The 20345-nt window shown below is 61.7% G+C and carries 23 protein-coding genes and 1 other RNA gene; 7 read left to right on the top strand and 17 right to left on the bottom strand.

Annotation, left to right across the window (positions count from 1 at the left end):
- The first annotated feature begins 28 nt into the window (after nucleotides 1-28).
- Both elbB and mtgA read left to right on the top strand, forming a co-directional pair.
- Nucleotides 29-682, top strand: coding sequence for an isoprenoid biosynthesis glyoxalase ElbB (gene elbB, locus SSARUM_RS21025; RefSeq protein WP_047570433.1), 654 nt, complete (start codon nucleotides 29-31; stop codon nucleotides 680-682).
- Nucleotides 679-1410, top strand: a complete 732-nt coding sequence (gene mtgA / locus SSARUM_RS21020) for a monofunctional biosynthetic peptidoglycan transglycosylase (RefSeq protein ID WP_060430954.1) — start codon at nucleotides 679-681, stop codon at nucleotides 1408-1410. The genes elbB and mtgA overlap by 4 nt, the downstream gene beginning before the upstream one ends.
- 39 nt (nucleotides 1411-1449) lie before the next feature.
- Here the strand turns inward: mtgA and dolP are convergent, their stop codons facing one another.
- From dolP to SSARUM_RS21000, 4 genes are read right to left on the bottom strand one after another with little or no spacing between them, the layout of a single operon-like run.
- The gene (gene dolP, locus SSARUM_RS21015; protein WP_033636114.1) at nucleotides 1450-2025 is read right to left on the bottom strand and encodes a division/outer membrane stress-associated lipid-binding lipoprotein; all 576 of its coding nucleotides are present in this window, start codon (nucleotides 2023-2025) and stop codon (nucleotides 1450-1452) included.
- Between the two features lie 9 nt (nucleotides 2026-2034).
- Nucleotides 2035-2625, bottom strand: a complete 591-nt coding sequence (diaA, locus tag SSARUM_RS21010; RefSeq protein ID WP_004937103.1) for a DnaA initiator-associating protein DiaA — start codon at nucleotides 2623-2625, stop codon at nucleotides 2035-2037.
- A 51-nt stretch (nucleotides 2626-2676) separates the two neighbouring features.
- Entirely contained in the window at nucleotides 2677-3030 is a 354-nt protein-coding gene (locus tag SSARUM_RS21005; protein ID WP_086556960.1) for a YraN family protein, read from the bottom strand.
- Nucleotides 3027-5063, bottom strand: a complete 2037-nt coding sequence (locus tag SSARUM_RS21000) for a penicillin-binding protein activator (RefSeq protein WP_041036809.1) — start codon at nucleotides 5061-5063, stop codon at nucleotides 3027-3029. The genes SSARUM_RS21005 and SSARUM_RS21000 overlap by 4 nt, the downstream gene beginning before the upstream one ends.
- Nucleotides 5064-5125: 62 nt before the next feature.
- On the opposite strand from SSARUM_RS21000, the gene rsmI reads away from it, so the two are divergent.
- Nucleotides 5126-5989, top strand: a complete 864-nt coding sequence (gene rsmI / locus SSARUM_RS20995) for a 16S rRNA (cytidine(1402)-2'-O)-methyltransferase (RefSeq protein WP_004937108.1) — start codon at nucleotides 5126-5128, stop codon at nucleotides 5987-5989.
- Between the two features lie 41 nt (nucleotides 5990-6030).
- Nucleotides 6031-6408, top strand: an RNA gene (gene rnpB, locus SSARUM_RS20990) — RNase P RNA component class A.
- A gap of 57 nt (nucleotides 6409-6465) precedes the next feature.
- On the opposite strand, the gene SSARUM_RS20985 is transcribed toward rnpB, so the two are convergent.
- Nucleotides 6466-7167 carry a pirin family protein gene (locus SSARUM_RS20985; protein ID WP_033636111.1) on the bottom strand — a complete coding sequence of 234 codons (702 nt, stop codon included), beginning with the start codon at nucleotides 7165-7167 and terminating at the stop codon, nucleotides 6466-6468.
- A 107-nt stretch (nucleotides 7168-7274) separates the two neighbouring features.
- On the opposite strand from SSARUM_RS20985, the gene SSARUM_RS20980 reads away from it, so the two are divergent.
- Complete coding sequence (locus SSARUM_RS20980) at nucleotides 7275-8171, top strand: LysR family transcriptional regulator (RefSeq protein WP_004937113.1); 897 nt, start codon at nucleotides 7275-7277, stop codon at nucleotides 8169-8171.
- A 50-nt stretch (nucleotides 8172-8221) separates the two neighbouring features.
- Here the strand turns inward: SSARUM_RS20980 and SSARUM_RS20975 are convergent, their stop codons facing one another.
- The 11 genes from SSARUM_RS20975 to SSARUM_RS20925 form a co-directional block, all read right to left on the bottom strand.
- Nucleotides 8222-9208, bottom strand: a complete 987-nt coding sequence (locus SSARUM_RS20975) for a glutathione S-transferase family protein (RefSeq protein ID WP_060430956.1) — start codon at nucleotides 9206-9208, stop codon at nucleotides 8222-8224.
- Nucleotides 9209-9278: 70 nt separating this feature from the next.
- A complete protein-coding gene (locus tag SSARUM_RS20970; protein WP_004937119.1) occupies nucleotides 9279-9674 on the bottom strand; it encodes a DoxX family protein in 396 nt (131 codons plus the stop codon).
- Between the two features lie 294 nt (nucleotides 9675-9968).
- Nucleotides 9969-10256: a YqjK-like family protein gene (locus SSARUM_RS20965; protein WP_004937121.1), complete on the bottom strand. Its 288-nt coding sequence runs from the start codon at nucleotides 10254-10256 to the stop codon at nucleotides 9969-9971.
- Nucleotides 10253-10654, bottom strand: coding sequence for a phage holin family protein (locus SSARUM_RS20960; protein WP_033636106.1), 402 nt, complete (start codon nucleotides 10652-10654; stop codon nucleotides 10253-10255). Before SSARUM_RS20960 ends, SSARUM_RS20965 begins: the two co-directional genes overlap by 4 nt.
- 2 nt (nucleotides 10655-10656) lie before the next feature.
- On the bottom strand, nucleotides 10657-10962 hold the full coding sequence (locus SSARUM_RS20955; RefSeq protein WP_004937125.1) for an ElaB/YgaM/YqjD family protein: 306 nt from the start codon (nucleotides 10960-10962) through the stop codon (nucleotides 10657-10659).
- A 163-nt stretch (nucleotides 10963-11125) separates the two neighbouring features.
- Nucleotides 11126-11497 (bottom strand): DUF1090 domain-containing protein, encoded by a 372-nt coding sequence (locus SSARUM_RS20950; RefSeq protein ID WP_033636105.1) that lies wholly within the window; start codon nucleotides 11495-11497, stop codon nucleotides 11126-11128.
- Nucleotides 11498-11738: 241 nt separating this feature from the next.
- A complete protein-coding gene (gene mzrA, locus SSARUM_RS20945; RefSeq protein WP_016930183.1) occupies nucleotides 11739-12077 on the bottom strand; it encodes an EnvZ/OmpR regulon moderator MzrA in 339 nt (112 codons plus the stop codon).
- Nucleotides 12078-12109: 32 nt separating this feature from the next.
- A complete protein-coding gene (locus tag SSARUM_RS20940) occupies nucleotides 12110-12790 on the bottom strand; it encodes a DedA family protein (protein WP_033636104.1) in 681 nt (226 codons plus the stop codon).
- Nucleotides 12791-12925: 135 nt separating this feature from the next.
- Nucleotides 12926-13372 (bottom strand): hypothetical protein, encoded by a 447-nt coding sequence (locus tag SSARUM_RS20935; RefSeq protein ID WP_033636103.1) that lies wholly within the window; start codon nucleotides 13370-13372, stop codon nucleotides 12926-12928.
- Between the two features lie 186 nt (nucleotides 13373-13558).
- Nucleotides 13559-14335 (bottom strand): transcriptional regulator ExuR, encoded by a 777-nt coding sequence (gene exuR / locus SSARUM_RS20930; protein ID WP_033636102.1) that lies wholly within the window; start codon nucleotides 14333-14335, stop codon nucleotides 13559-13561.
- Between the two features lie 119 nt (nucleotides 14336-14454).
- Complete coding sequence (locus SSARUM_RS20925) at nucleotides 14455-15753, bottom strand: MFS transporter (protein WP_048321977.1); 1299 nt, start codon at nucleotides 15751-15753, stop codon at nucleotides 14455-14457.
- Nucleotides 15754-16053: 300 nt separating this feature from the next.
- Here SSARUM_RS20925 and uxaC point away from each other — a divergent pair, with 300 nt between their 5' ends.
- Nucleotides 16054-17466, top strand: coding sequence for a glucuronate isomerase (gene uxaC, locus SSARUM_RS20920; RefSeq protein ID WP_060430958.1), 1413 nt, complete (start codon nucleotides 16054-16056; stop codon nucleotides 17464-17466).
- Nucleotides 17467-17486: 20 nt separating this feature from the next.
- Nucleotides 17487-18974 carry a UxaA family hydrolase gene (locus SSARUM_RS20915; protein WP_060430960.1) on the top strand — a complete coding sequence of 496 codons (1488 nt, stop codon included), beginning with the start codon at nucleotides 17487-17489 and terminating at the stop codon, nucleotides 18972-18974.
- Nucleotides 18975-19028: 54 nt separating this feature from the next.
- Here SSARUM_RS20915 and sstT read toward each other — a convergent pair whose 3' ends face one another.
- The gene (sstT, locus tag SSARUM_RS20910) at nucleotides 19029-20264 is read right to left on the bottom strand and encodes a serine/threonine transporter SstT (protein WP_060430962.1); all 1236 of its coding nucleotides are present in this window, start codon (nucleotides 20262-20264) and stop codon (nucleotides 19029-19031) included.
- Between the last annotated feature and the right edge of the window lie 81 nt (nucleotides 20265-20345).

Below are 20345 nucleotides of genomic sequence, written 5' to 3'. Positions count from 1 at the left end.
GTTGACAGCAGCGACAGGAGTAAGAGTGATGAAAAAGGTGGGTGTAGTCCTCAGCGGCAGCGGCGTTTATGACGGTACGGAGATCCATGAAGCGGTGCTGACGCTGCTGGCGTTGGATCGTGCCGGCGCGCAGGCGGTGTGCTTTGCGCCTGATAAACCACAACGCCATGTTATTAATCACTTATCGGGTGATGAGATGGCGGAGACGCGCAATGTCCTGATTGAGTCGGCGCGCATTGCTCGCGGCGCGGTGCAGCCGCTGGCGCTGGCGGAGGCCGCGCAGCTGGATGCGCTGATCGTGCCCGGCGGCTTTGGCGCCGCCAAGAACCTCAGCAATTTCGCCGAAGCCGGCGCGGAATGTTGGGTCGATGAAGATTTGGCGCGCCTGACGCGCGAGATGCATAAGGCCAACAAACCAATTGGCCTGATGTGCATCGCGCCGGCGCTGTTGCCGAAACTGCTGGATCAACAAGCGCGGCTGACCATTGGCAACGATCCGGACCTGGGAGAAGTGATTGACGCCATGGGCGGCGAACCGGTGATTTGCCCGGTGGACGACATCGTGGTGGACAGCGATCACAAGATCGTGACCACGCCGGCCTATATGCTGGCGCCGTCGATCGCGCAGGCGGCCCTCGGCATCGATAAGCTGGTGGCGCGGGTGCTGGAACTGGCCGAATGAGAAAATCGCTCGGCGGATGGCGGCGGCTGCGCCCGTGGTATTGGCTGAAGCGCGGCGTCATCGCGATCCTCGGCCTGTGGGCGTTGGGCATTGTGCTCTTCGCCTTCCTGCCGGTGCCGTTTTCCGCCGTGATGGCGGAGCGGCAAGTCAGCGCCTGGCTGAGCGGCGACTTCGGCTACGTCGCCCATTCGGACTGGGTGTCGATGGACGACATCTCGCCGCAAATGGCGCTGGCGGTGATGGCGGCGGAGGATCAGAAGTTTCCAGACCATTGGGGCTTCGACGTGGCGGCCATTGAAAAGGCGCTCAGCCACAACGAGAAGCGCCCGACGCGCATCCGCGGTGCGTCCACGCTGTCGCAGCAAACCGCCAAGAACCTGTTTCTGTGGGATGGCCGCAGCTGGCTGCGCAAAGGGCTGGAGGCCGGATTGACGTCGGGCATCGAGCTGGTGTGGACCAAACGGCGCATTCTGACGGTGTATCTGAACATCGTCGAGTTCGGCGACGGGGTATTCGGCGTGGAGGAGGCTTCACAGCGCTTTTTCCATAAGCCGGCTAAACGTCTGAGCGCGGCCGAGGCGGCGCTGCTGGCGGCGGTATTGCCGAATCCGCATCGTTTCAGGGCCGATGCGCCGTCCGGCTATGTGGTGCAGCGTCAACAGTGGATCATGCGCCAGATGCGGCAACTGGGCGGGGAAGCGTTTTTACGCGAGAACTCGCTGGATTAAACGGGCGGGAACGGCAGGGCACCGTTCCCGCCAAGCGGATTATTTCACATAGGTAAAGGCGGTGGTGACGTGCTTCACGCCGCTGACCTGGCTGGCTATCTGCGCCGCCGACTGCCCTTCTTGCTGCGTGACCAGGCCCAGCAAGAACACTTCGCCGTTTTCGGTAGTGACCTTCACGTTGGACGATTTCACCGTATCGCTGGTCAACAGTTGCGAACGCACCTTGGTGGTGATCCAGGTGTCGGAGGACGCGGTGCTCAGGCTGACCGGCGTGCCCTGACGGATTTCGTTATACACTTCGCTCGTGCCTTCCACGCCCATGGCGATCTGCTTGGCGCGCGCGGTGAGATCGGCGTTAGGCGACTGGCCGGTCAACAGCACCTTGCCCTGATAGGCGGTGGCGACCACCCGGGCATCTTTCTTCAACTGCTGGTCTTTGCTCAGGGCGTTTTCGACCCTGGCTTCCAGCGTGCCGTCATCCACCTGGGTCCCTACGCTGCGCGGGTCGGTGGCGGTTTTGGTGGCGACGGCCGCACTGCCGACGACGACGCCAGCGATACAGCCTTGCAACAGCAGGGCGCTGGACAGCACTGCAAATGTGGCTTTTAGCTTCATCTCAGTTCCTTAATCGTCCTGGTGGGGGAATAACGTGTTGTCTATCAGGTCGCACAGGCAGTTTACGGTCAGCATATGCATTTCCTGAATGCGTGAGCTGCGGTGCGACGGGATGCGGATCTCGACGTCCTGCTGGCCGAGCAGCCCGGCCAGCTCGCCGCCGTCGTAGCCGGTGAGCGCGACGATGGTCATATCGCGCGTAACGGCCGCCTCGACCGCTTTCACAATATCACGGCTGTTGCCGCGGGTGGAAATCGCCAGCAGCACGTCGCCGGTGTGCCCGAGCGCGCGCACCTGCTTGGCGTACACTTCGTCGTGCAGCCGATCGTTGCTGATCGCCGTCAGCACCACGTTGTCGGCGTTGAGGGCGATGGCCGGCAGGCTGGGGCGCTCGGTTTCAAAACGGTTGATCATACTGGCGGCGAAGTGCTGCGCGTTGGCCGCCGAGGTGCCGTTGCCGCAGCACAGGATTTTGTTGCCGTTGAGTAAGGATTGAACCAGCGTCATTGCAGCGCGGGAAATGGCGTCCGGCAATGCTTCCGCCGCCGCGATCTGGGTTTGGATGCTTTCGGTAAAACAGACTTTAATTCTATCCAGCACGTTGTATTAATCCACTAAGTCAAAGGGCCGGTCTGCGCCGCAAAACCCCGATTAATCCGCATTGAAGGCGTTGGGTATCCATTCTAACTGGCTACCGGTAATGGCCAAAACATCAAAACGGCAAGATGATGTGTCAAAACTGGCTCCGCGCCCCGCCAGCCAGACGGCGGCGGCGTGCAGCAACCGCCGTTGTTTGCGAAAGGTGACGCTGGCGGCCGCGCCGCCGAAGGCGTCGTTGCGGCGGTAGCGCACTTCGACGAATACCCAGGTAGCGCCGTCGCGCATGATGAGGTCGAGCTCACCACCACGCACCGCGACGTTGGCGGCGCAGAAGGTGAGCCCGGCGTGTTCCAGGTGACGGCGGGCCAGTAACTCATAGCCCGCCCCTGAGGCGCGTGGGTTCAAGAGACCGGAACGACCGTGCCCTGACGGTATTGCAGCCAAGGCAGCTTACGGTTGATCACGCAGTTCGGCGACGCGCTCAGCATACCGGTGGTGCCGGAAACCTGAAAGCCCGGCAGCTGGCGCATTTCAGCAAAGTGGTTGGCCAATGTCCAGGCATCCATCCCCATCGCATACAGGCGCACCAACGAGTAGTCGTTGCGGAAGCGCGCGCTGGCCTGCTGCAACAGCTGAGGGTTTGAACCGGCCAGCAGCGGGATATCGCTAAACTGCAGGCCTTCCATTTCCAGACGGAAGTCCGGGCCGGCGCCGGCCTGGTAGCTGCGCGAGCTGGCGTACATCGCCGGCTTGCCGCGCGAGCTGGTGGCCATGTCGATCATCGGTTTGATCAGCGTCAGTTGAGACTGCGTGGCGACGATATACACCGCGTCGACGCCGCCGGTTGCGGCGGGCACGTCGCTCGGCGGCGCCGGAATGGTCAGCCCGGCGATGGTCACGCTCTGCGGCGCCGGGGCGCTCGACATCGGCGTGCCGGTCATGCGGATGCCGCCGCTGTTCACCATCTGGCGTAGCTCGCCGGCGGAGCCGATGTCCTGACGCAGCACGGTTTGCCCGCCTTGCTTCTGCCATTCCTGGTTAAAGGCCTTGGCGACGCGATCGCCGAAGGCGCCGCGCGGCACCAGCAGCAGCGGTTGACGCTTCTGCTGTTCCCAGATGTGGCGAGCGGCGTCGCGCGCTTCATCTTCCGGCGACAGGGCGAAGTAACAGATGTTCAGGTTGTCCTTCGGCGTTTCCGGCTGGTTGAGCGCCAGCACGTTCAGCGTGGTGGTGCTGGCGGACAGCTGATCGACGTTCTCTTTCAGCAGCGGCCCGACCACCAGGGTAGCGCCATCCTGCTGCGCCTGGCTCAGCAAGGCGGCCAGCGGCTGGCTGGTGGTGTCGTACACTTTGACCTGCGCGTTGGCGGCCTGCGGCGGCGTTATCGGCGCGCTGGACGGCGCCGCGGGTTGTGCGGCGGTCACGGCAGGCTGGCTCTCTTGCGCCGAAGGGCTGACCGCGCCGTTGGCGTTGATGTCACCCGTGGCGGCCTGATCGGCCGGCGCCGTTTGGGCCGGCGCGCTGGCCGGTGGCGCGGCTTGAGGCTGCGGCGCCGGCATGGAACCGCCGTTTTTCGCCGCTTCGAAGCCTTGCTGGATGGCGTCGGCGAACACTTTCGCCTGGCCGTTCAACGGCAGCAGCAGGGCGATTTTCGAGGTGGAAGCCTGGGTGAAGTTCAGCACCTGGTTCAGGCGAGCCGGCAGCGTTTTGGCCGCCGGGTTCTTCGGATAACGGTTCTGCCAGTCTTTGATGCCGGCCTTCAGCAGATCGGGATCCTGCTTGTTGTCCTGATAGACGCGCAGCAGATCCAGCCAGCCTTGCAGCACGTTCTCGTCGGCGTTGATCACCAGGCTGTTCATCTCCTGCGGCGTCAGCTGCAGCAGCGCCTGCCAGGTCTGATCCAGGTTGTCCTGATGCGGTTTGCCGGTCAGCAACGGCTCCTGAGCGATATAGGCGCGGATCAACGGCAGCGACGCTTTGCCCTGATTGGCGGCGATCTGCGCCTGGTAGTAGCGCACCTTCTGATTCGGCGACAGCGAACCGCTGTCCAGGTGGCCCAGCGTGCTGCGGGCGCTGACGTAGCTCTTGTTGGCGATCTGCAGTTCGGCGGTCAGCAACTGGCGTTCAGTCTGCTGCGCGCCGCTGAGGTTTTTCGGCAGCTGATTCAACTGGTCGCCGGCCTGCGGCAGTTTTCCTTCACGCAGCAAGGCGCGAATAGCAAGTAATTGCCAGTCAGCCTTGTTATCATCGCTGCTTTGCTGCAACTGCTGCAGGTAGTAATCGGAGCTGGCGCTCGCTTCGTCCTGTATATTGGCGGGCGGCGTTTGCGGGGCCCGACTTGGACAGCCTGCCAGGAAAAGGGCGGCCGCGATGACTGCGGTAAGTCGGACAGGCTTGGAACGCCCTGCTTTGGTACGAACGAATGTTGAGGAAAGCATACTGTATCCAGTGATGTTTTTTTCAAGATGCTCAATATTAAATCGGCAACCCGGATGAAACAATGAATCAACACCAACAATCAGTCATTTCTGCATCAACGCTGTATGTGGTGCCCACCCCAATCGGCAATCTGGGCGATATCACCCACCGTGCGTTAGAGGTACTGAAAAGCGTTGATCTGATCGCGGCGGAAGACACGCGCCATACCGGATTGCTGCTGCAACACTTCGCGATCAACGCGCGTCTGTTCGCGCTGCATGATCACAACGAACAGCAAAAGGCCGATCAATTGCTGGCGAAACTGCAGGAGGGCCAGAGCATCGCGCTGGTGTCCGACGCCGGCACGCCGCTGATCAACGATCCCGGTTATCACCTGGTGCGCCGCTGCCGCGAGGCCGGCATTCGCGTGGTGCCGCTGCCGGGCGCCTGCGCCGCCACCACCGCGCTGTGCGCCGCGGGCGTCGCTTCCGACCGTTTCTGCTACGAGGGCTTCCTGCCGGCGAAAACCAAGGGGCGCAAGGATACGCTGATGGCGCTGGCGGAGGAACCGCGCACGCTGATTTTCTACGAGTCCACTCACCGCCTGCTGGAAAGCCTGCAGGACATGGTCACCGTCTGGGGGCCGCAGCGCTATGTGGTGCTGGCGCGCGAGCTGACCAAAACCTGGGAATCTATCCACGGCGCGCCGGTGGGCGAGCTGCTGGCGTGGGTGCAGGAAGATGAAGTGCGCCGCCGCGGCGAGATGGTGCTGATCGTCGAAGGCCACAAGGCGCAGGAGGATGCGCTGCCGCTTGAGGCGCTGCGCACGCTGGCGCTGCTGCAAAAAGAGCTGCCGCTGAAAAAGGCGGCGGCGCTGGCGGCGGAAATCCACGGCGTGAAGAAAAATGCGCTGTATAAGCACGCGCTGGAGCAACAACAGCCGTAAAGCGGTTGACCTGCCGCCGCCGCGACGCTACTATCCGCGCCGGAGTTGACCAGACAGTCGCCGCTTCATTGCCGTCCTCTTCGGGGAGACAGATGGAGGGGAGGAAAGTCCGGGCTCCATAGGGCAGGGTGCCAGGTAACGCCTGGGAGGCGCAAGCCTACGACTAGTGCAACAGAGAGCAAACCGCCGATGGCCCGCGCAAGCGGGATCAGGTAAGGGTGAAAGGGTGCGGTAAGAGCGCACCGCGCGGCTGGCAACAGTTCGTGGCACGGTAAACTCCACCCGGAGCAAGGCCAAATAGGGGTTCACATGGTACGGCCCGTACTGAACCCGGGTAGGCTGCTTGAGCCAGTGAGCGATTGCTGGCCTAGAGGAATGACTGTCCACGACAGAACCCGGCTTACCGGTCAACTCCCTCGACAAAAGAAAACCCCGCGCAACGCCAGTTGCGCGGGGTTTTTCGTTTTCCGGCCGGCTTACACCGGCAGATCAATCAGCAGTGCGCGCAGCGGCGTCTCGGCGCGGATCGTCAGGCGATTCTCCTCGCGCACGAAGGCGCCGTCGCCGCAGGTCAGGCGTTGTTCTTCGTGGCGCTCGCCGGTGGCGGCGATGGTGCCGTGAATCGACTGCAAATAGGCGCGCGGCCCGTTAATCGTCAGCGTTTGTTCTTCGCCCGGCTGCAGATCGAGATGGTGGATCCAAACCTGCTGGCGCAGCTGCAGGCTACCCTGCGCGCCGTCCGGCGAGGCCAGCAGCAGGTTGCCCGCCGCCGGCAGCGTCAGGCGCTGCACCCGCTCGTTGTTGCGTTCCGGGCAGGCGTCCAGCCACAGCTGCAGGCGAGTCAGCGGCGTATCGCTGCTGACGTTCTGTTCGCTGTAGCTCAGGCTCGGCTGGGTGGCCAGCAGCAGCGCTTCACCGGCTTTGGCGCGCGCGGTGTTGCCGTCGCTGTCGCGGTATTCCGCCTCGCCCTGCAGGATCAGGTTCAGGATATCCACGCTGGGATAGGTGCGCGGCTGGAACGACGCGCCCGGCGCCAGCACCTCCTGATTCAGCACCCGCAGCGACGCGTAGCCCATCAGTTTGGGATCGAAGTAGTGACCAAAGGAAAAGGTGTAGCGAGCCTGCAGCCAACCAAAGTCAGCTTGCCCGCATTGTTGTGCTGTTCTGCATGTGATCATGGCAATCGGCTCTCTAAATTCATTATCCAAATGGTAAGCATCTGGACGTCGGATTGTTAGCCAGTTAATCTGGTCGGCATATTCAAATTTCCTGACAGAGGGATGTGATGGCCAGAGATCGGGCGCTCACGCTTGAGGCGCTGAGAGTGATGGACGCGATCGACCGGCGCGGCAGCTTCGCCGCGGCCGCCGACGAATTGGGCCGGGTGCCGTCGGCGCTCAGCTACACCATGCAAAAATTGGAAGAAGAATTGGACGTGGTGCTGTTCGACCGTTCGGGCCACCGCACCAAGTTCACCAACGTGGGGCGCATGTTGCTGGAGCGCGGGCGGGTGCTGCTGGAAGCGGCCGACAAGCTGACCACCGACGCCGAAGCGCTGGCGCGCGGTTGGGAAACCCACCTGACCATCGTCAGCGAAGCGCTGTCGCCGCCGAGCCTGCTGTTTCCGCTGGTGGACAAGCTGGCGCTGAAGGCCAACACCCAGGTGTCGATTTTCACCGAGGTGCTGGCGGGCGCCTGGGAACGGCTGGAGCAGGGGCGCGCCGACATCGTGATCGCGCCGGACATGCACTTCCGCGCGTCGTCGGAGATCAACACCCGCAAACTGTACAAGGTGATGAGCGTTTATGTCGCCGCGCCGGATCACCCGATCCACCAGGAGCCGGAGCCGTTGTCTGAGGTGACCCGCGTGAAGTACCGCGGCATCGCGGTGGCGGATACCGCCCGCGAGCGCCCGGTGTTGACCGTACAGCTGCTGGATAAACAACAGCGCCTGACGGTGAGCACCATCGAAGACAAACGCCTGGCGCTGCTGGCCGGGCTGGGGGTGGCGACCATGCCGTACCCGATGGTGGAGAAAGATATCGAGGCCGGGCGGCTGCGCGTGGTGGGGCCGGAATACAGCCGCGAAGCCGATATCATCATGGCCTGGCGGCGCGACAGCATGGGGGAGGCGAAAGCCTGGTTCCTGCGCGAAATTCCGCGCCTGTTCGCGCAGCGCTAACATCGCTTGGATGACATCCCCTTGCCGGGCGGCAAGGGGATTTTTTTGCCTTAGCCGAAGCGCTGGTCGCGGCCGTGCGGCTCGTCCAGATCCTGCGCCGGCCCGATGGAAATGATGCCGTGCGGGTTGATGGTGGCGTGGCTGCGGTAGTAGTGGTTGCGAATGTGCGGCAGGCTGACCGTTTCGGTGATGCCCGGCATCTGGTAGATGTCGCGCAGGAAACCGTACAGGTTCAGGTAGTCGCTGATGCGGTGTTTATCGCACTTGAAGTGGGTGACGTACACCGGATCGAAGCGCACCAGCGTGGTCCACAGACGCAGATCGGCTTCGGTCAGCCGATCGCCGGTCAGGTAGCGGTGCTGCCCCAGGATCTGCTCCAGGCGTTCGAGCGCGCTGAAGACCCCGCTGACCGCGTCGTCATACGCTTCCTGGCTGGTGGCGAAACCGGCCTTGTACACGCCGTTGTTCACTTGATCGTAAATCCAACCGTTCAGCTCATCGATTTTGCCGCGCAGATCGGCCGGGTAGTAATCGCCCGCGCGGGCGCCCACGCCGTCAAACGCGCTGTTGAACATGCGGATGATATCGGCGGATTCGTTGCTGACGATGGTTTGCTGCTGTTTATCCCACAGCACCGGCACGGTTACGCGCCCGCTGTAGTGCGGATCGGCCCGCAGGTAGATTTGGTACAGGAAATCGGCGTGATACAGCGGATCGCCGGTGGTTTCAGGAAAATCCTGGCCGAAGGTCCAGCCGTTTTCCAGCATCAGCGGGTGCACCACCGAGACCGGAATGATCTGCTCCAGCCCTTTCAGTTTGCGCATCAGCAGCGTGCGGTGCGCCCAGGGGCAGGCGAGGGAAACGTACAGGTGATAACGGCCCGCTTCGGCCTGGAAGCCGCCCGCGCCGTGTTCGCCCGGCTGACCGTCGGCGGTCACCCAATTGCGAAACTGAGCGGTTGAACGTTTGAAACGGCCGCCGGTAGATTTCGTGTCATACCAGATGTCTTGCCAAACGCCATCGACGAGTTGTCCCATGGGAGTCTCCTTGGTGTCCGAGTGAAAAGCGACAGGGCCCGGCATGCCGGGCCCTGAATGACAGTTTAGATTACCATTTCTTGTTCAGAAGACGGTCGATGCTAAAGCCGCCAGGGCCTGCGACCGCCAACACGATGAAGCCGCCGGCGATGGTCAGGTTTTTCATGAACATCAGCTGGTTTACGCCTTCCGCAAAGTCAGTGTGGAACAGCAGCGCGGTCAGAATGGTGAAACCGGCAGTGAACAGCGCCACGGTGCGGGTCAGGAAGCCGAACAGGATCGCCAGACCGCCGCCAAATTCCAGCAGGATGGTCAGTGGCAGCAAGAAGCCAGGCACGCCCATCGATTGCATGTACTGTTGGGTACCGGCATAAGCGTCACCCATTTTGCCGTAGCCTGCCACGATAAACAGGATTGGCATCAGAATACGAGCAACCAGCAAACCTGTATCTTCTAATTTTTTCATCATCTACTCCAAAGTGTTTTTGTGTGCCTGTTCGGCGGTAGTCATATCAACGGGCGGCGTAGCGGGTTTCTTACCCTGTCCGCTCCGTCTCGAATTGATGGAGTGAATGTTAAGCGGGAAGTGCTCAGGTTGTTAGCAAGTAAAACTGTCGTAATTTTTCAAAAAATCTGAATCTTTAGCGTGCTAATAAACTGACGCTTGTCAGCAGGTTGCCCGGCCCTCGGGATAAGCAGCGCTGTTTTAGGGGGAAAACGAGGGCGGAGCAACAGGATGTTTGAAGGAAAAGCGCGGGGCTTACTTGGCGGAGAAGGTCTTTTTAAACAGGCGGATAGCGCTCCAGGCGCCGAAAGCGCGGCGCGACCAGCGGATCATCTTGCTGGGGTGGCGGATGCCGTACAGCGCCATGACGCTGGAACCGAGCACCAGATAGCGGCGCAGGCCAAACACCGTCTGCCAGCCACGGTCGATGCGTTCGGTCTTTTCCAGCCATAAAGACTTGTGTTCGGCCAGATCCAGACGCTGTTGCTGGATCTGGCGAATCAGCCTCTCTTTTTTCCATTCCAGATAGCGGCGGCGGCTCATGGCTCGCGCTCCAGTTCGGCACGATCGAGTTCCAGCTGCTTGCGCGTGGCGCCGAGCAGCGTGGTGCGACGGGCCTTGACCAGCGTCCAAATGGTGCCGACCACGGCCAGGAACAGCAGCACGCCGGTCGTGGCACCCAGCGCCATCAGCCGATAGACCGGATCGATGGCCCAGAAGATCAGGATCAGCAGGCTCATCAAACCGAAGGCGGTGAACAGCAGCGTCATACCGGCCATGATCAGCAGCTGAATGAGGTTGGCTTTCTCCTCTTCCAGCTCGACCACCGCCAGCCGGACACGGGTTTCCACCATGCCGACCAGGATCGTGATGATGCGCTGACCGATATCCAGAACCCCTTTAGCGGGGCCCTGCGCGCGCACTTGCGGTTGTTCAGCCATGATTAACGACGCGCGAGCAGCACGCCCAACACCACGCCGACCGCCGCGCCGATGCCGATGCCGGTCCACGGGTTGTCGCGCACATAGTCGTCGGCCTGGCCGGCGATCTGCTTGGTTTGCGAAGCCAGCTTGTCACCGGCGTCGCTCAGGCGAGCGCGGGTCTCTTTCAGCGCGCCTTCCGCCTTCGAGCGCAGCTTCTCCAGCTCGGCTTTCGGCTTGTCGGTAGAGGAGTTCAGCACTTCCTCCAGCGTATCGGCTAAGGACTTCAGTTCAGCGCGTAAGTTTTCTGCATTTGAATCATGTGCCATGTGATTATTCCTTAACGTTTATTTCGACAGACTTTTAACATAGCGGATTTTTTCGCCGGAGCAAAGGGGTGATGGCCAGCAGATAACACCAGGCATCAATCCCATATGCTTAATAAATCCCGTGTGATGGGGCTCTCATCGATAAATCCGCTGGTACAAAAAATTATTCCGCCTGAGCGCGTTTCAGCTCAGCCTGCGCTTCCGCCAGCTTCTGCTGCTTCTTGGCGACCTTGTCCAGCTTGCCGGTTTGCTGCGCTTCTTTCAGCTCCTGCCGGCGCTCGTCGACCTTGCGCTGTTTCTCCGCGATATTTTTCTGGCGTTCGGCCTGCAGGCCGGCTTCGGTGCAGTGAGTCTGCACTTCGCTCAGCGCTTTTTTCAGCCCGTCCACGCGGTGGGTGTTGCCGTGCTGGGTGGCATAGTCGATTTGCTGCTGGATGTCTTGCGCTTTGGCGGCGCAGCCGCCCTCAGCGGCCGAAGCGAGGGCCGGCAGCGTGCAGAGTGGCAACAGCAGTAACAGTGAATGGCGTAATTTCATCTTTCAGTTCCTTTTCATGGGATGCCTGAATAGGCACCCGCTTTCCTGACTGCCGAAGGCGGCAGCGCGAGAGGAGGGCGTTCATCGCCGGCTGAAGTTACCCTTCAGCATAGTCATGAAACCGGCGCGCCCCCAAAGAATCAGCCGTGACTCGGTGCTGACTGATTAATTCTTGAGCTAATCGGTGCGAATGAAAATGAAAATAATGCAATGAAAGGAAACCCCTTCATATGAAGGGGGATTATCCCAGATTGAGTGGGGAACGCGCAAATTCGCGTACCCAATGCGACGGCACGGGGGATTCGCTCAACGCGATGTGGTAACCGGGCGGCAGGATGGTTTGCAGCGCTTCGCGCGCCAGCAACTGCTGCTCCGGCGAATCCAGACGGATGACCAGGCCATCGCCTTCCGGCGTGATGCTTTTGATGCGGATGCCGCGCTCATCCAGGCGCTGGTAGACGTAAAAACCGTCGGGCAGCGACAGCCCTTGCTGGCTGGCGCGAATGCGCAGCTCGCTCTCGGTGCGCACCATGCAGGGCACCAACAGCGTCGCCAACGCCAGCAGGGCGAGCGCGATCATCAGGACGTATTGCCAGCGCGGGCGCTTTGCTGTCACGCCCCTTTCCCCGGGTTCTGGCCGCTGGCGCGTTTCTTGCGCCACAGCACGATCAACGAGCCGATCAACCCGACCACCAGCAATACCAGCGGCAACATCATCAGGCAGAACATCAGCTGATCTTCATACTTGCGGAACACCGGGGTTTTGCCCAGCGCGAAGCCCAGCGTTGTCAGGATCAAGACCCACAGCAGGCCGCTCATCCAGTTGAAGAACTGGAAGCGCGCGTTGCTCAGGCCGGACAGGCCGGCGATGGTCGGCAGCAGGGTGCGCACGAAGGCCAGGAAGCGGCCGACCAGCAGGGCGGAAAGCCCGTGGCGGTGGAACAGGTTGTGAGCGCGTTGATGGTAGTGGGCCGGCAGGTGCGAAAGCCAGCCTTGCACCGTTCGCGTATTGCCGAGCCACCGGCCCTGTATGTAGCTGACCCAGCATCCCAGGCTGGCGGCGACGGTCAGTATGACGATGGTCAGCGGGAAGCCCATGGTGCCTTTGGCGATCAGCACGCCGACCAGGATCAGCAGGCTGTCACCCGGCAGGAAAGCGGCCGGCAGCAGGCCGTTTTCCAAAAACAGAATCATGAACAGCAGGATGTAGAGGGTCCACACCAACGAAGGGTTCGCCAGCGTCTCAAAATCCTGCTGCCACAGGGCATGTATCAGTTCTTTAATGATGTCCATCCGGTGTTCCTAAAACGTCATTGTTTATTTTTATCTCAGCGGCGGAACGGGCGTGGGCTGAAAGCGCGCGGCGATCCTGAATGCTGATAACGATGAAACGGCGTTGCTTTAAGGTTTTTAGCGGTGCGACACCGGTCATAGGTGATAAGTCAGCGTGCCACGGTACTGCATGTTACTTTCTTTCCAGCCGGCCTGCCGACTCTGTTGCCTGGAGGCGTCCAGCATCCAGTCGACCTGGGCAAGCCGGTTGGGAGCCGGAGTGTCCTGGCGGGGGAAGCGAATTCGGTAGCCCGGCTCTGCGGCCAAGGTATAGACCGGCGCCGGCAGGGAGGATGCGAGCAGCGAACCGGGGAAAGAGTGCGCTCTGGGCAGCAGCAGCGGCAACTTGCCGGGGGCTTTGCGGCGCGCTTCGGCCGGTGCCCGATACACATGATCATAGGGGGAAAGCGCCGGCTCCGCCAGCAGCGGCAGGCTGCTCAGCGCGCTGGGGGTTGGCTTGGGTGACGCCACGCATAGCTGTTGGCCGGAGACCGAACCGGTCCAGCAAAAAACAGCAATCAGCATGGCAAACAACCAGCGCATTTATTCGCGTCCCGCCCCCGCAGCAATGGGTAAAAAAGTGGGCTAACTCTACCAAAATAGCACGATTGGCAACAGGGAAATCTACGTTGCCGACGGTGAAATAGTACACGGCAAACGGCGGTTCCGGCATCGATTCAGCGGATTTTACATTACCTGACATAAGCCGACGGTTTTTGACCGCCGTGGCTATTTCGGTTCGTGGCTCACGCCATCCAGATGCACCACCGGATTCTCGGCGAACAGATAGCGGTCGGCATTGTATTCGAAATCGTCGCTGGTGGCGTTGAACAGCATCTGCTTGGTGTTTTCCAGGTGTTGCCACATCGCCAGTTTGGCGGCGTAAGGATCTTTGCGCATCAGCGCCTTGAGGATCTGATCGTGATCGTCGCACCAGCTGGCGATCGAACGTTCGTCGATATGTTCGTGCAGTTTCTTCCAGTAAGGGTTGTTGACCCGCTGCACCCACATTTTTTCCACGATGGTGGCCATGGCGGTGTTCTGGGTGGCCAGCGCCACCTGCACGTGGAACTTCAGATCCCACTGCGAGTCGCGAAAGCGATCCTCTTTGCGGGCGTGCTCCTGGATCTCCATCAACTGCACGATATCTTGCTTGGTCACCTGGGTGGCGGCGAATTCGGCGATGTTGCTTTCGATCAGCTGGCGCGCCTGCAGCAGCTCAAACGGGCCGGCGGTGGCGAACTCGATGCTGTCGCCCGGCACCACCAGGTGTTTTTGCTGGTTGGACACCACGTGGATCCCGGATCCCTTACGCACGTCCACATAGCCTTCCACTTCCAGCATGATGATCGCTTCGCGCACCACGGTGCGGCTGACATTCATCTCTTCGGCGATGTATCGCTCGGCCGGCAGCTTGTCGCCCACCGGGTAGCGGCCGCTTTCGATGCGTTGTTTAAGCTCGGCGGCCAGTTGCTGATACAGGCGTCTGGTTTCAGTGAATTCCATAGTGAATGCTCTATACGGTGCGGTGGGAAGGGGCGCGTGGCCATCGGATTTGTTATACCACTTATTCGGCACCGCTGCCAGAGGAGCAGGAGGCCCGGCGCGGCGGCCGGGCGACGGGATCAGCTGCGCGCCGGGGACGGTTGCAGCGTGGCGGGTTGCGGTTCGGCGGCCGGGCGGTTTTGCAGCACCGTCCAGATGACGATGGCGCCGAGAATGTCGAAGACCGACAGCGCGGCGAACAGCGGGCTGAAGCCGAGGGTGTCCGCCAGGGCGCCAACCACCAGGGCGAACAGCGTGCTGGCGGTCCAGGCCGCCATGCCGGTCAGGCCGTTGGCGGTCGCCACCTCATTGCGGCCGAACACGTCGGAAGAGAGGGTGATCAGCGCGCCGGACAGCGCCTGATGGGCGAAGCCGCCTACGCACAGCAGCGCGATAGCCGCGTAAGGGCTGGTGAACAGGCCAATCATGCCGGGGCCGATCATCAACACCGCCCCCATCGTCACCACCAGCTTGCGCGAGACGATCAGATTGACCTTGAAATACTTCTGGAACAGCGGCGGCAGGTAGCCGCCGACGATGCAGCCGAGATCGGCGAACAGCATCGGCATCCAGGCGAACATGGCGATCTCTTTCAGATTAAAACCGTAGGCCTTGAACATGAACAGCGGGATCCAGGCGTTGAAGGTGCCCCAGGCCGGCTCCGCCAGAAAGCGCGGCAGCGCGATGCCCCAGAACTGGCGGTTGCGCACGATCTGCCAGGCGGACATTTTTTTGGCGTTAGAGGTCTGGTGCTGCGCTTCCTGCCCTTCGAGGATGTAACGGCGCTCTTCCTGGCTCAGTTTCTTCTGATCTTTCGGGTGCTTGTAGAACAGCAGCCAGCAGATGGCCCAGATCAGGCTCAGCACGCCGGTGATGACGAACGCCATCTCCCAGCTGTGCGCCACGATGGCCCATACCACCAGCGGCGGGGCGATCATGCCGCCGATCGACGAACCCACGTTGAAATAGCCGACGGCGATCGAACGCTCTTTGGCCGGAAACCACTCGCTGCTGGCCTTCAGCCCGGCGGGGATCATCGCCGCCTCGGCCATGCCGACCGCGCCGCGCGCCAGCGCCAGGCCGCCCCAGCTGTTGGCCAGCGCGGTGCCCATGCAGAACAGCGCCCACAGAATGGCGAACATGGCGTAGCCGACCTTGGTGCCCAGCACGTCCAGCACATAGCCCGCCACCGGCTGCATCACGGTATAGCAGGCGGAATAGGCGGCGACGATGTAGGAATACTGTTGGGTGGTGATGTGCAGCGTATCTTCCAGCGTCGGCGCCGCCACGGCGATGGCGTTGCGGGTCAGGTAGCCCAGCACGGTGCCGATGGTCACCAGCCCGATCATGTACCAGCGTAACCCTTTAATTTTACGCATCCGAAATGTCTCCCCGTTTGAAGGTATGGCCGGCGATGCGGCTGGCGAGACAATAACCTGTCATACAGGTTTAAAAGTTGAGTGATATCACAAAAGGAATTATTTGCCTGAGCGATACTGTCGCCGATGAAATAGCGCATTTATGACGCAAATTTGCCGTAAAAATGAGCAGAAAAGGGATTAAAGGACAGCAAAACGGCAGGCGTCGAGAAAAATTTGCTGGACGCTCATTAAAATTGGTGTGATAACTTTTGTGATTCGATCCCCATGCCGCACGGCAAGTAAGGTAAGGAGCCCGAGATGGCGACGTTTTTGAGCGAAGATTTCCTGCTGGACAGCGAATTTGCCCGGCGTTTGTATCATGACTACGCGGCGGACCAGCCGATTTTCGATTACCACTGCCATTTGCCGCCGCAGCAGATCGCGGAGAATACCCGCTTCAGCAACCTGTACGATATCTGGCTGCGGGGCGATCACTATAAATGGCGGGCGATGCGCACCAACGGCGTGGCGGAGCGGCTGTGCACCGGCGATGCGGGCGATCGCGAGAAATTCGACGCCTGGGCCGCCACGGTGCCGCACACCATCGGCAATCCGCTCTATCACTGGACGCATCTGGAGCTGCGCCGGCCGTTTGGCATCACTGGAACGCTGCTGTCGCCGGCCACGGCGGATGAGATCTGGCAGCGCGGCAATGCGCTGCTGGCGCAGGATGAGTTTCGCGCGCGCGGCATCATGCGGCAGATGAACGTGAAAATGGTCGGCACCACCGACGATCCGATCGACGATCTGCACCACCATCGGGCGATCGCCGACGATCACAGCTTCGATATCAAGGTGTTGCCGAGTTGGCGGCCGGACAAGGCCTTCGCCATCGATGCGCCTGGCTTCAACGACTATCTGCGGCAGCTGGAGGCGGCGGCGGACACCGCCATCGGCCGCTTCAGCGCGCTGTGCGACGCGCTGTACAAGCGCATGGATCACTTCGCCGCCCACGGTTGCAAGGTGGCCGATCATGCGCTGGACGTGGTGGTGTTCGGCGAGGCCGACGAAGCGGCGCTGGATGCGATCCTGCTGCGCCGCCTGAACGGCGAGCTGCCGACCCCGGAACAGAGCGCCCAGTTCAAAAGCGCAGTGCTGCTGTTCCTGGCCGGCGAATACCGGCGTCGCGGCTGGGTGCAGCAGTACCATATCGGCGCGCTGCGCAATAACAACAGCCGCATGCTGGCCGCCGTCGGGCCGGATATCGGCTTCGACTCGATCAACGATCGGCCGCTGGCGGAGCCGCTGTCGCGGCTGCTGGATGCCCAGGCGCGGCAGGGCGGCCTGCCGAAAACCATTCTCTATTGCCTCAACCCGCGCGATAACGAAGTGATTGGCACCATGATCGGCAATTTCCAGGGGGAAGGCACGCCGGGCAAGATGCAGTTCGGTTCCGGCTGGTGGTTCAACGATCAGAAGGACGGCATGCAGCGCCAAATGACGCAGTTGGCGCAGCTCGGGTTGCTGAGCCGTTTCGTCGGCATGCTGACCGACAGTCGCAGCTTCCTGTCGTATACGCGGCATGAATACTTCCGCCGCATTCTTTGCCAGATGATCGGCCGCTGGGTGACGGACGGCGAAGCGCCGGCGGATCTCGCGCTGCTGGGCGAGATGGTGAAAAACATCTGTTTCGACAACGCCAAAAACTATTTCGCCATTGACCTGGCGTAGCCGTTATCCGGGACCGGTTTATGCAAAGTACGATAAAGATTCACGAGCAGGATAACGTGGCGGTGGCGCTGCGCGATCTGGCCGCCGGAGAAACGGTTGAGTTGGACGGGGAGCGCGTTCAACTGGCGCAGCCGGTGGCGCGCGGGCACAAGTTTGCGCTCGGCCCGATCGCAAAGGGCGAGGACATCATCAAATATGGCCAGCCGATCGGCCACGTGCTCGCGGCCATCGGGCCCGGGGAACATATTCATTCGCAAAACGCCAAAACCAACCTGAGCGATCTGGACAGCTACCGTTACCAGCCGCAGTTCCCGGCGTTGCCGCCGCAGGCGGCGGATCGCGAGGTGCAGCTGTACCGCCGGGCCGGCGGCGACGTGGGGATCCGCAACGAACTGTGGATCGTGCCGACCGTCGGCTGCGTCAACGGCATCGCCCGCCAGATCCAGCAGCGCTTTTTGCAGCAAACGCAGGCGGAGGGGATCGACGGCGTGCATCTGTTCAGCCATCCGTTCGGTTGCTCGCAGCTGGGACAGGATCATGCCAACACCCGCATCATGCTGCAAAACATGGCGCGCCATCCCAACGCCGGCGCGGTGCTGGTGATCGGGCTGGGGTGCGAGAACAATCAGGTGGAGGCCTTTCGCGCCACGCTGGGGATGGCGGACGAGCGGCGGCTGCGCTTTATGGTGTGCCAACAGCAGGACGACGAGGTGGAGGCCGGGCTGGGGCTGCTGCACGAGCTGTACCGTGAGATGCGCCACGATCGCCGCGAGCCGGGCCGCCTGAGCGAGCTGAAGTTCGGCCTGGAGTGCGGCGGTTCGGACGGATTGTCGGGCATTACCGCCAACCCGCTGCTGGGACGGTTTTCCGATTATGTGATCGCCAATGGCGGCACCACGGTGCTGACCGAAGTGCCGGAGATGTTCGGCGCCGAGCGCATTCTGATGAGCCGTTGCCGCGATGGGGAGACTTTCGACAAAACCGTCGACATGATCAACGATTTCAAACGCTATTTCATCGCCCATCAACAGCCGATATACGAGAACCCGTCGCCGGGCAACAAGGCCGGCGGCATTACCACGCTGGAAGAGAAATCGCTTGGCTGCACCCAAAAAGCGGGCCTGAGTCAGGTGGTGGACGTGCTGAAATACGGCGAGCGGCTGCGCGTGCCGGGGTTGAATCTGCTCAGCGCGCCGGGCAACGACGCGGTGGCGACCAGCGCGCTGGCCGGCGCCGGCTGCCATATGGTGCTGTTCAGCACCGGGCGCGGCACGCCGTACGGCGGCTTTGTGCCGACGGTGAAGCTGGCGACCAACAGCGAACTGGCGGCGAAGAAACCGCACTGGATCGATTTCGACGCCGGCGGTCTGGTTCACGGGGTGGCGATGGAGACCTTGCTCGGCCGCTTCGTCGATCTGATCGTCGAGATCGCCAACGGCCGTCCGGCGCGCAATGAAGCCAACGATTTCCGCGAGCTGGCGATCTTTAAAAGCGGAGTGACGCTGTAAGGCTGACAAAAAAGGCGCTCGAAAGAGCGCCTTTGCAATGCAGCCAGGGTGGGATTAACGCACCTTCAGCGGGTCTTCGTTCGCCAGCCGCTGGTCTTCCGCCTGGCAGGCCGCGGCGGTGAACAGCACGTCGGTGGAGGAGTTGAGGGCCGTTTCCGCCGAATCCTGCAGCACGCCGATGATAAAGCCGACCGCTACCACCTGCATCGCCACGTCGTTCGGAATGCCGAACATGTTGCACGCCAGCGGGATCAGCAGCAGCGAGCCGCCGGCCACGCCGGAGGCGCCGCAGGCGCAGAGGGCGGCCACCACGCTCAGCAGCAGGGCGGTCGGAACGTCCACCGCGATGCCCAGCGTGTTTACCGCCGCCAGCGTCAGTACGGTGATGGTGATCGCCGCGCCGGCCATATTGATGGTGGCGCCCAACGGGATGGAAACCGAGTAGGTGTCCTCATTCAGGTTCAGCTTCTTGCACAGCTCCATGTTCACCGGGATGTTGGCGGCCGAGCTGCGGGTGAAGAAGGCGGTTACGCCGCTCTCGCGCAGGCAGGCGAACACCAGCGGATACGGATTGCGGCGGATCTTCCAGTAAACGATCAGCGGGTTGAGCACCAGCGCCACCAGCAGCATGCAGCCGAGCAGCACCATCAGCAGCTGGGCGTAGCCCCACAGCACGCCGAAGCCGGTTTCCGCCAGCGTGGAAGCCACCAGGCCGAAGATGCCGAGCGGCGCACAGCGGATCACCGCACGCACCACCAGCGTAACCGCATGGGACATGTCGTTGATCAGCCCCTTGGTGGTTTCGGAAGCGTGGCGCAGCGCCAGCCCCAGCCCGACGGCCCACGCCAGAATGCCGATGTAGTTGGCATTAATCAGCGCATGGAACGGGTTGGCCACCACGCTCATCAACAGACCTTTCATCACCTCCACAATGCCGCCCGGCGGGGTAATGTCCGTCGCGCCGGTGGTCAGCGCCAGCGTGGAAGGGAAGATAAAGCTGACGACGACCGCCACCAGCGCGGCGGCAAAGGTGCCCAGCAGGTAGAGGAACAGGATCGGGCGAATGTTGGTCTTCTGCCCCTGCTTATGGTTGGCGATCGAGGCCATCACCAGAATCAGCACCAGCACCGGCGCCACCGCTTTCAGCGCGCCGACGAACAGGGAACCGAGCAGGCCGACGGCGGAAGCCGCCGCCGGCGAAACCAGCGCCAACAGAATACCGGCCACCAGACCGACCATGATTTGTTTGACCAGGCTACCCTGCGTGATCTTTTGTAGTAGTTTTTGCATAGTGCTTTCTTCCTGATGTTATCTGGCCGCCGCGGCGGGAACGACGCCGGGTGGCTTTATATGATTCTGTAACTAAGTGTG

Source organism: Serratia sarumanii (assembly GCF_029962605.1).
GTDB lineage: Bacteria > Pseudomonadota > Gammaproteobacteria > Enterobacterales > Enterobacteriaceae > Serratia > Serratia sarumanii.
The sequence above is the reverse complement of the archived record's forward strand: the minus strand, read 5'-3'. Positions and strand labels throughout refer to the sequence as shown.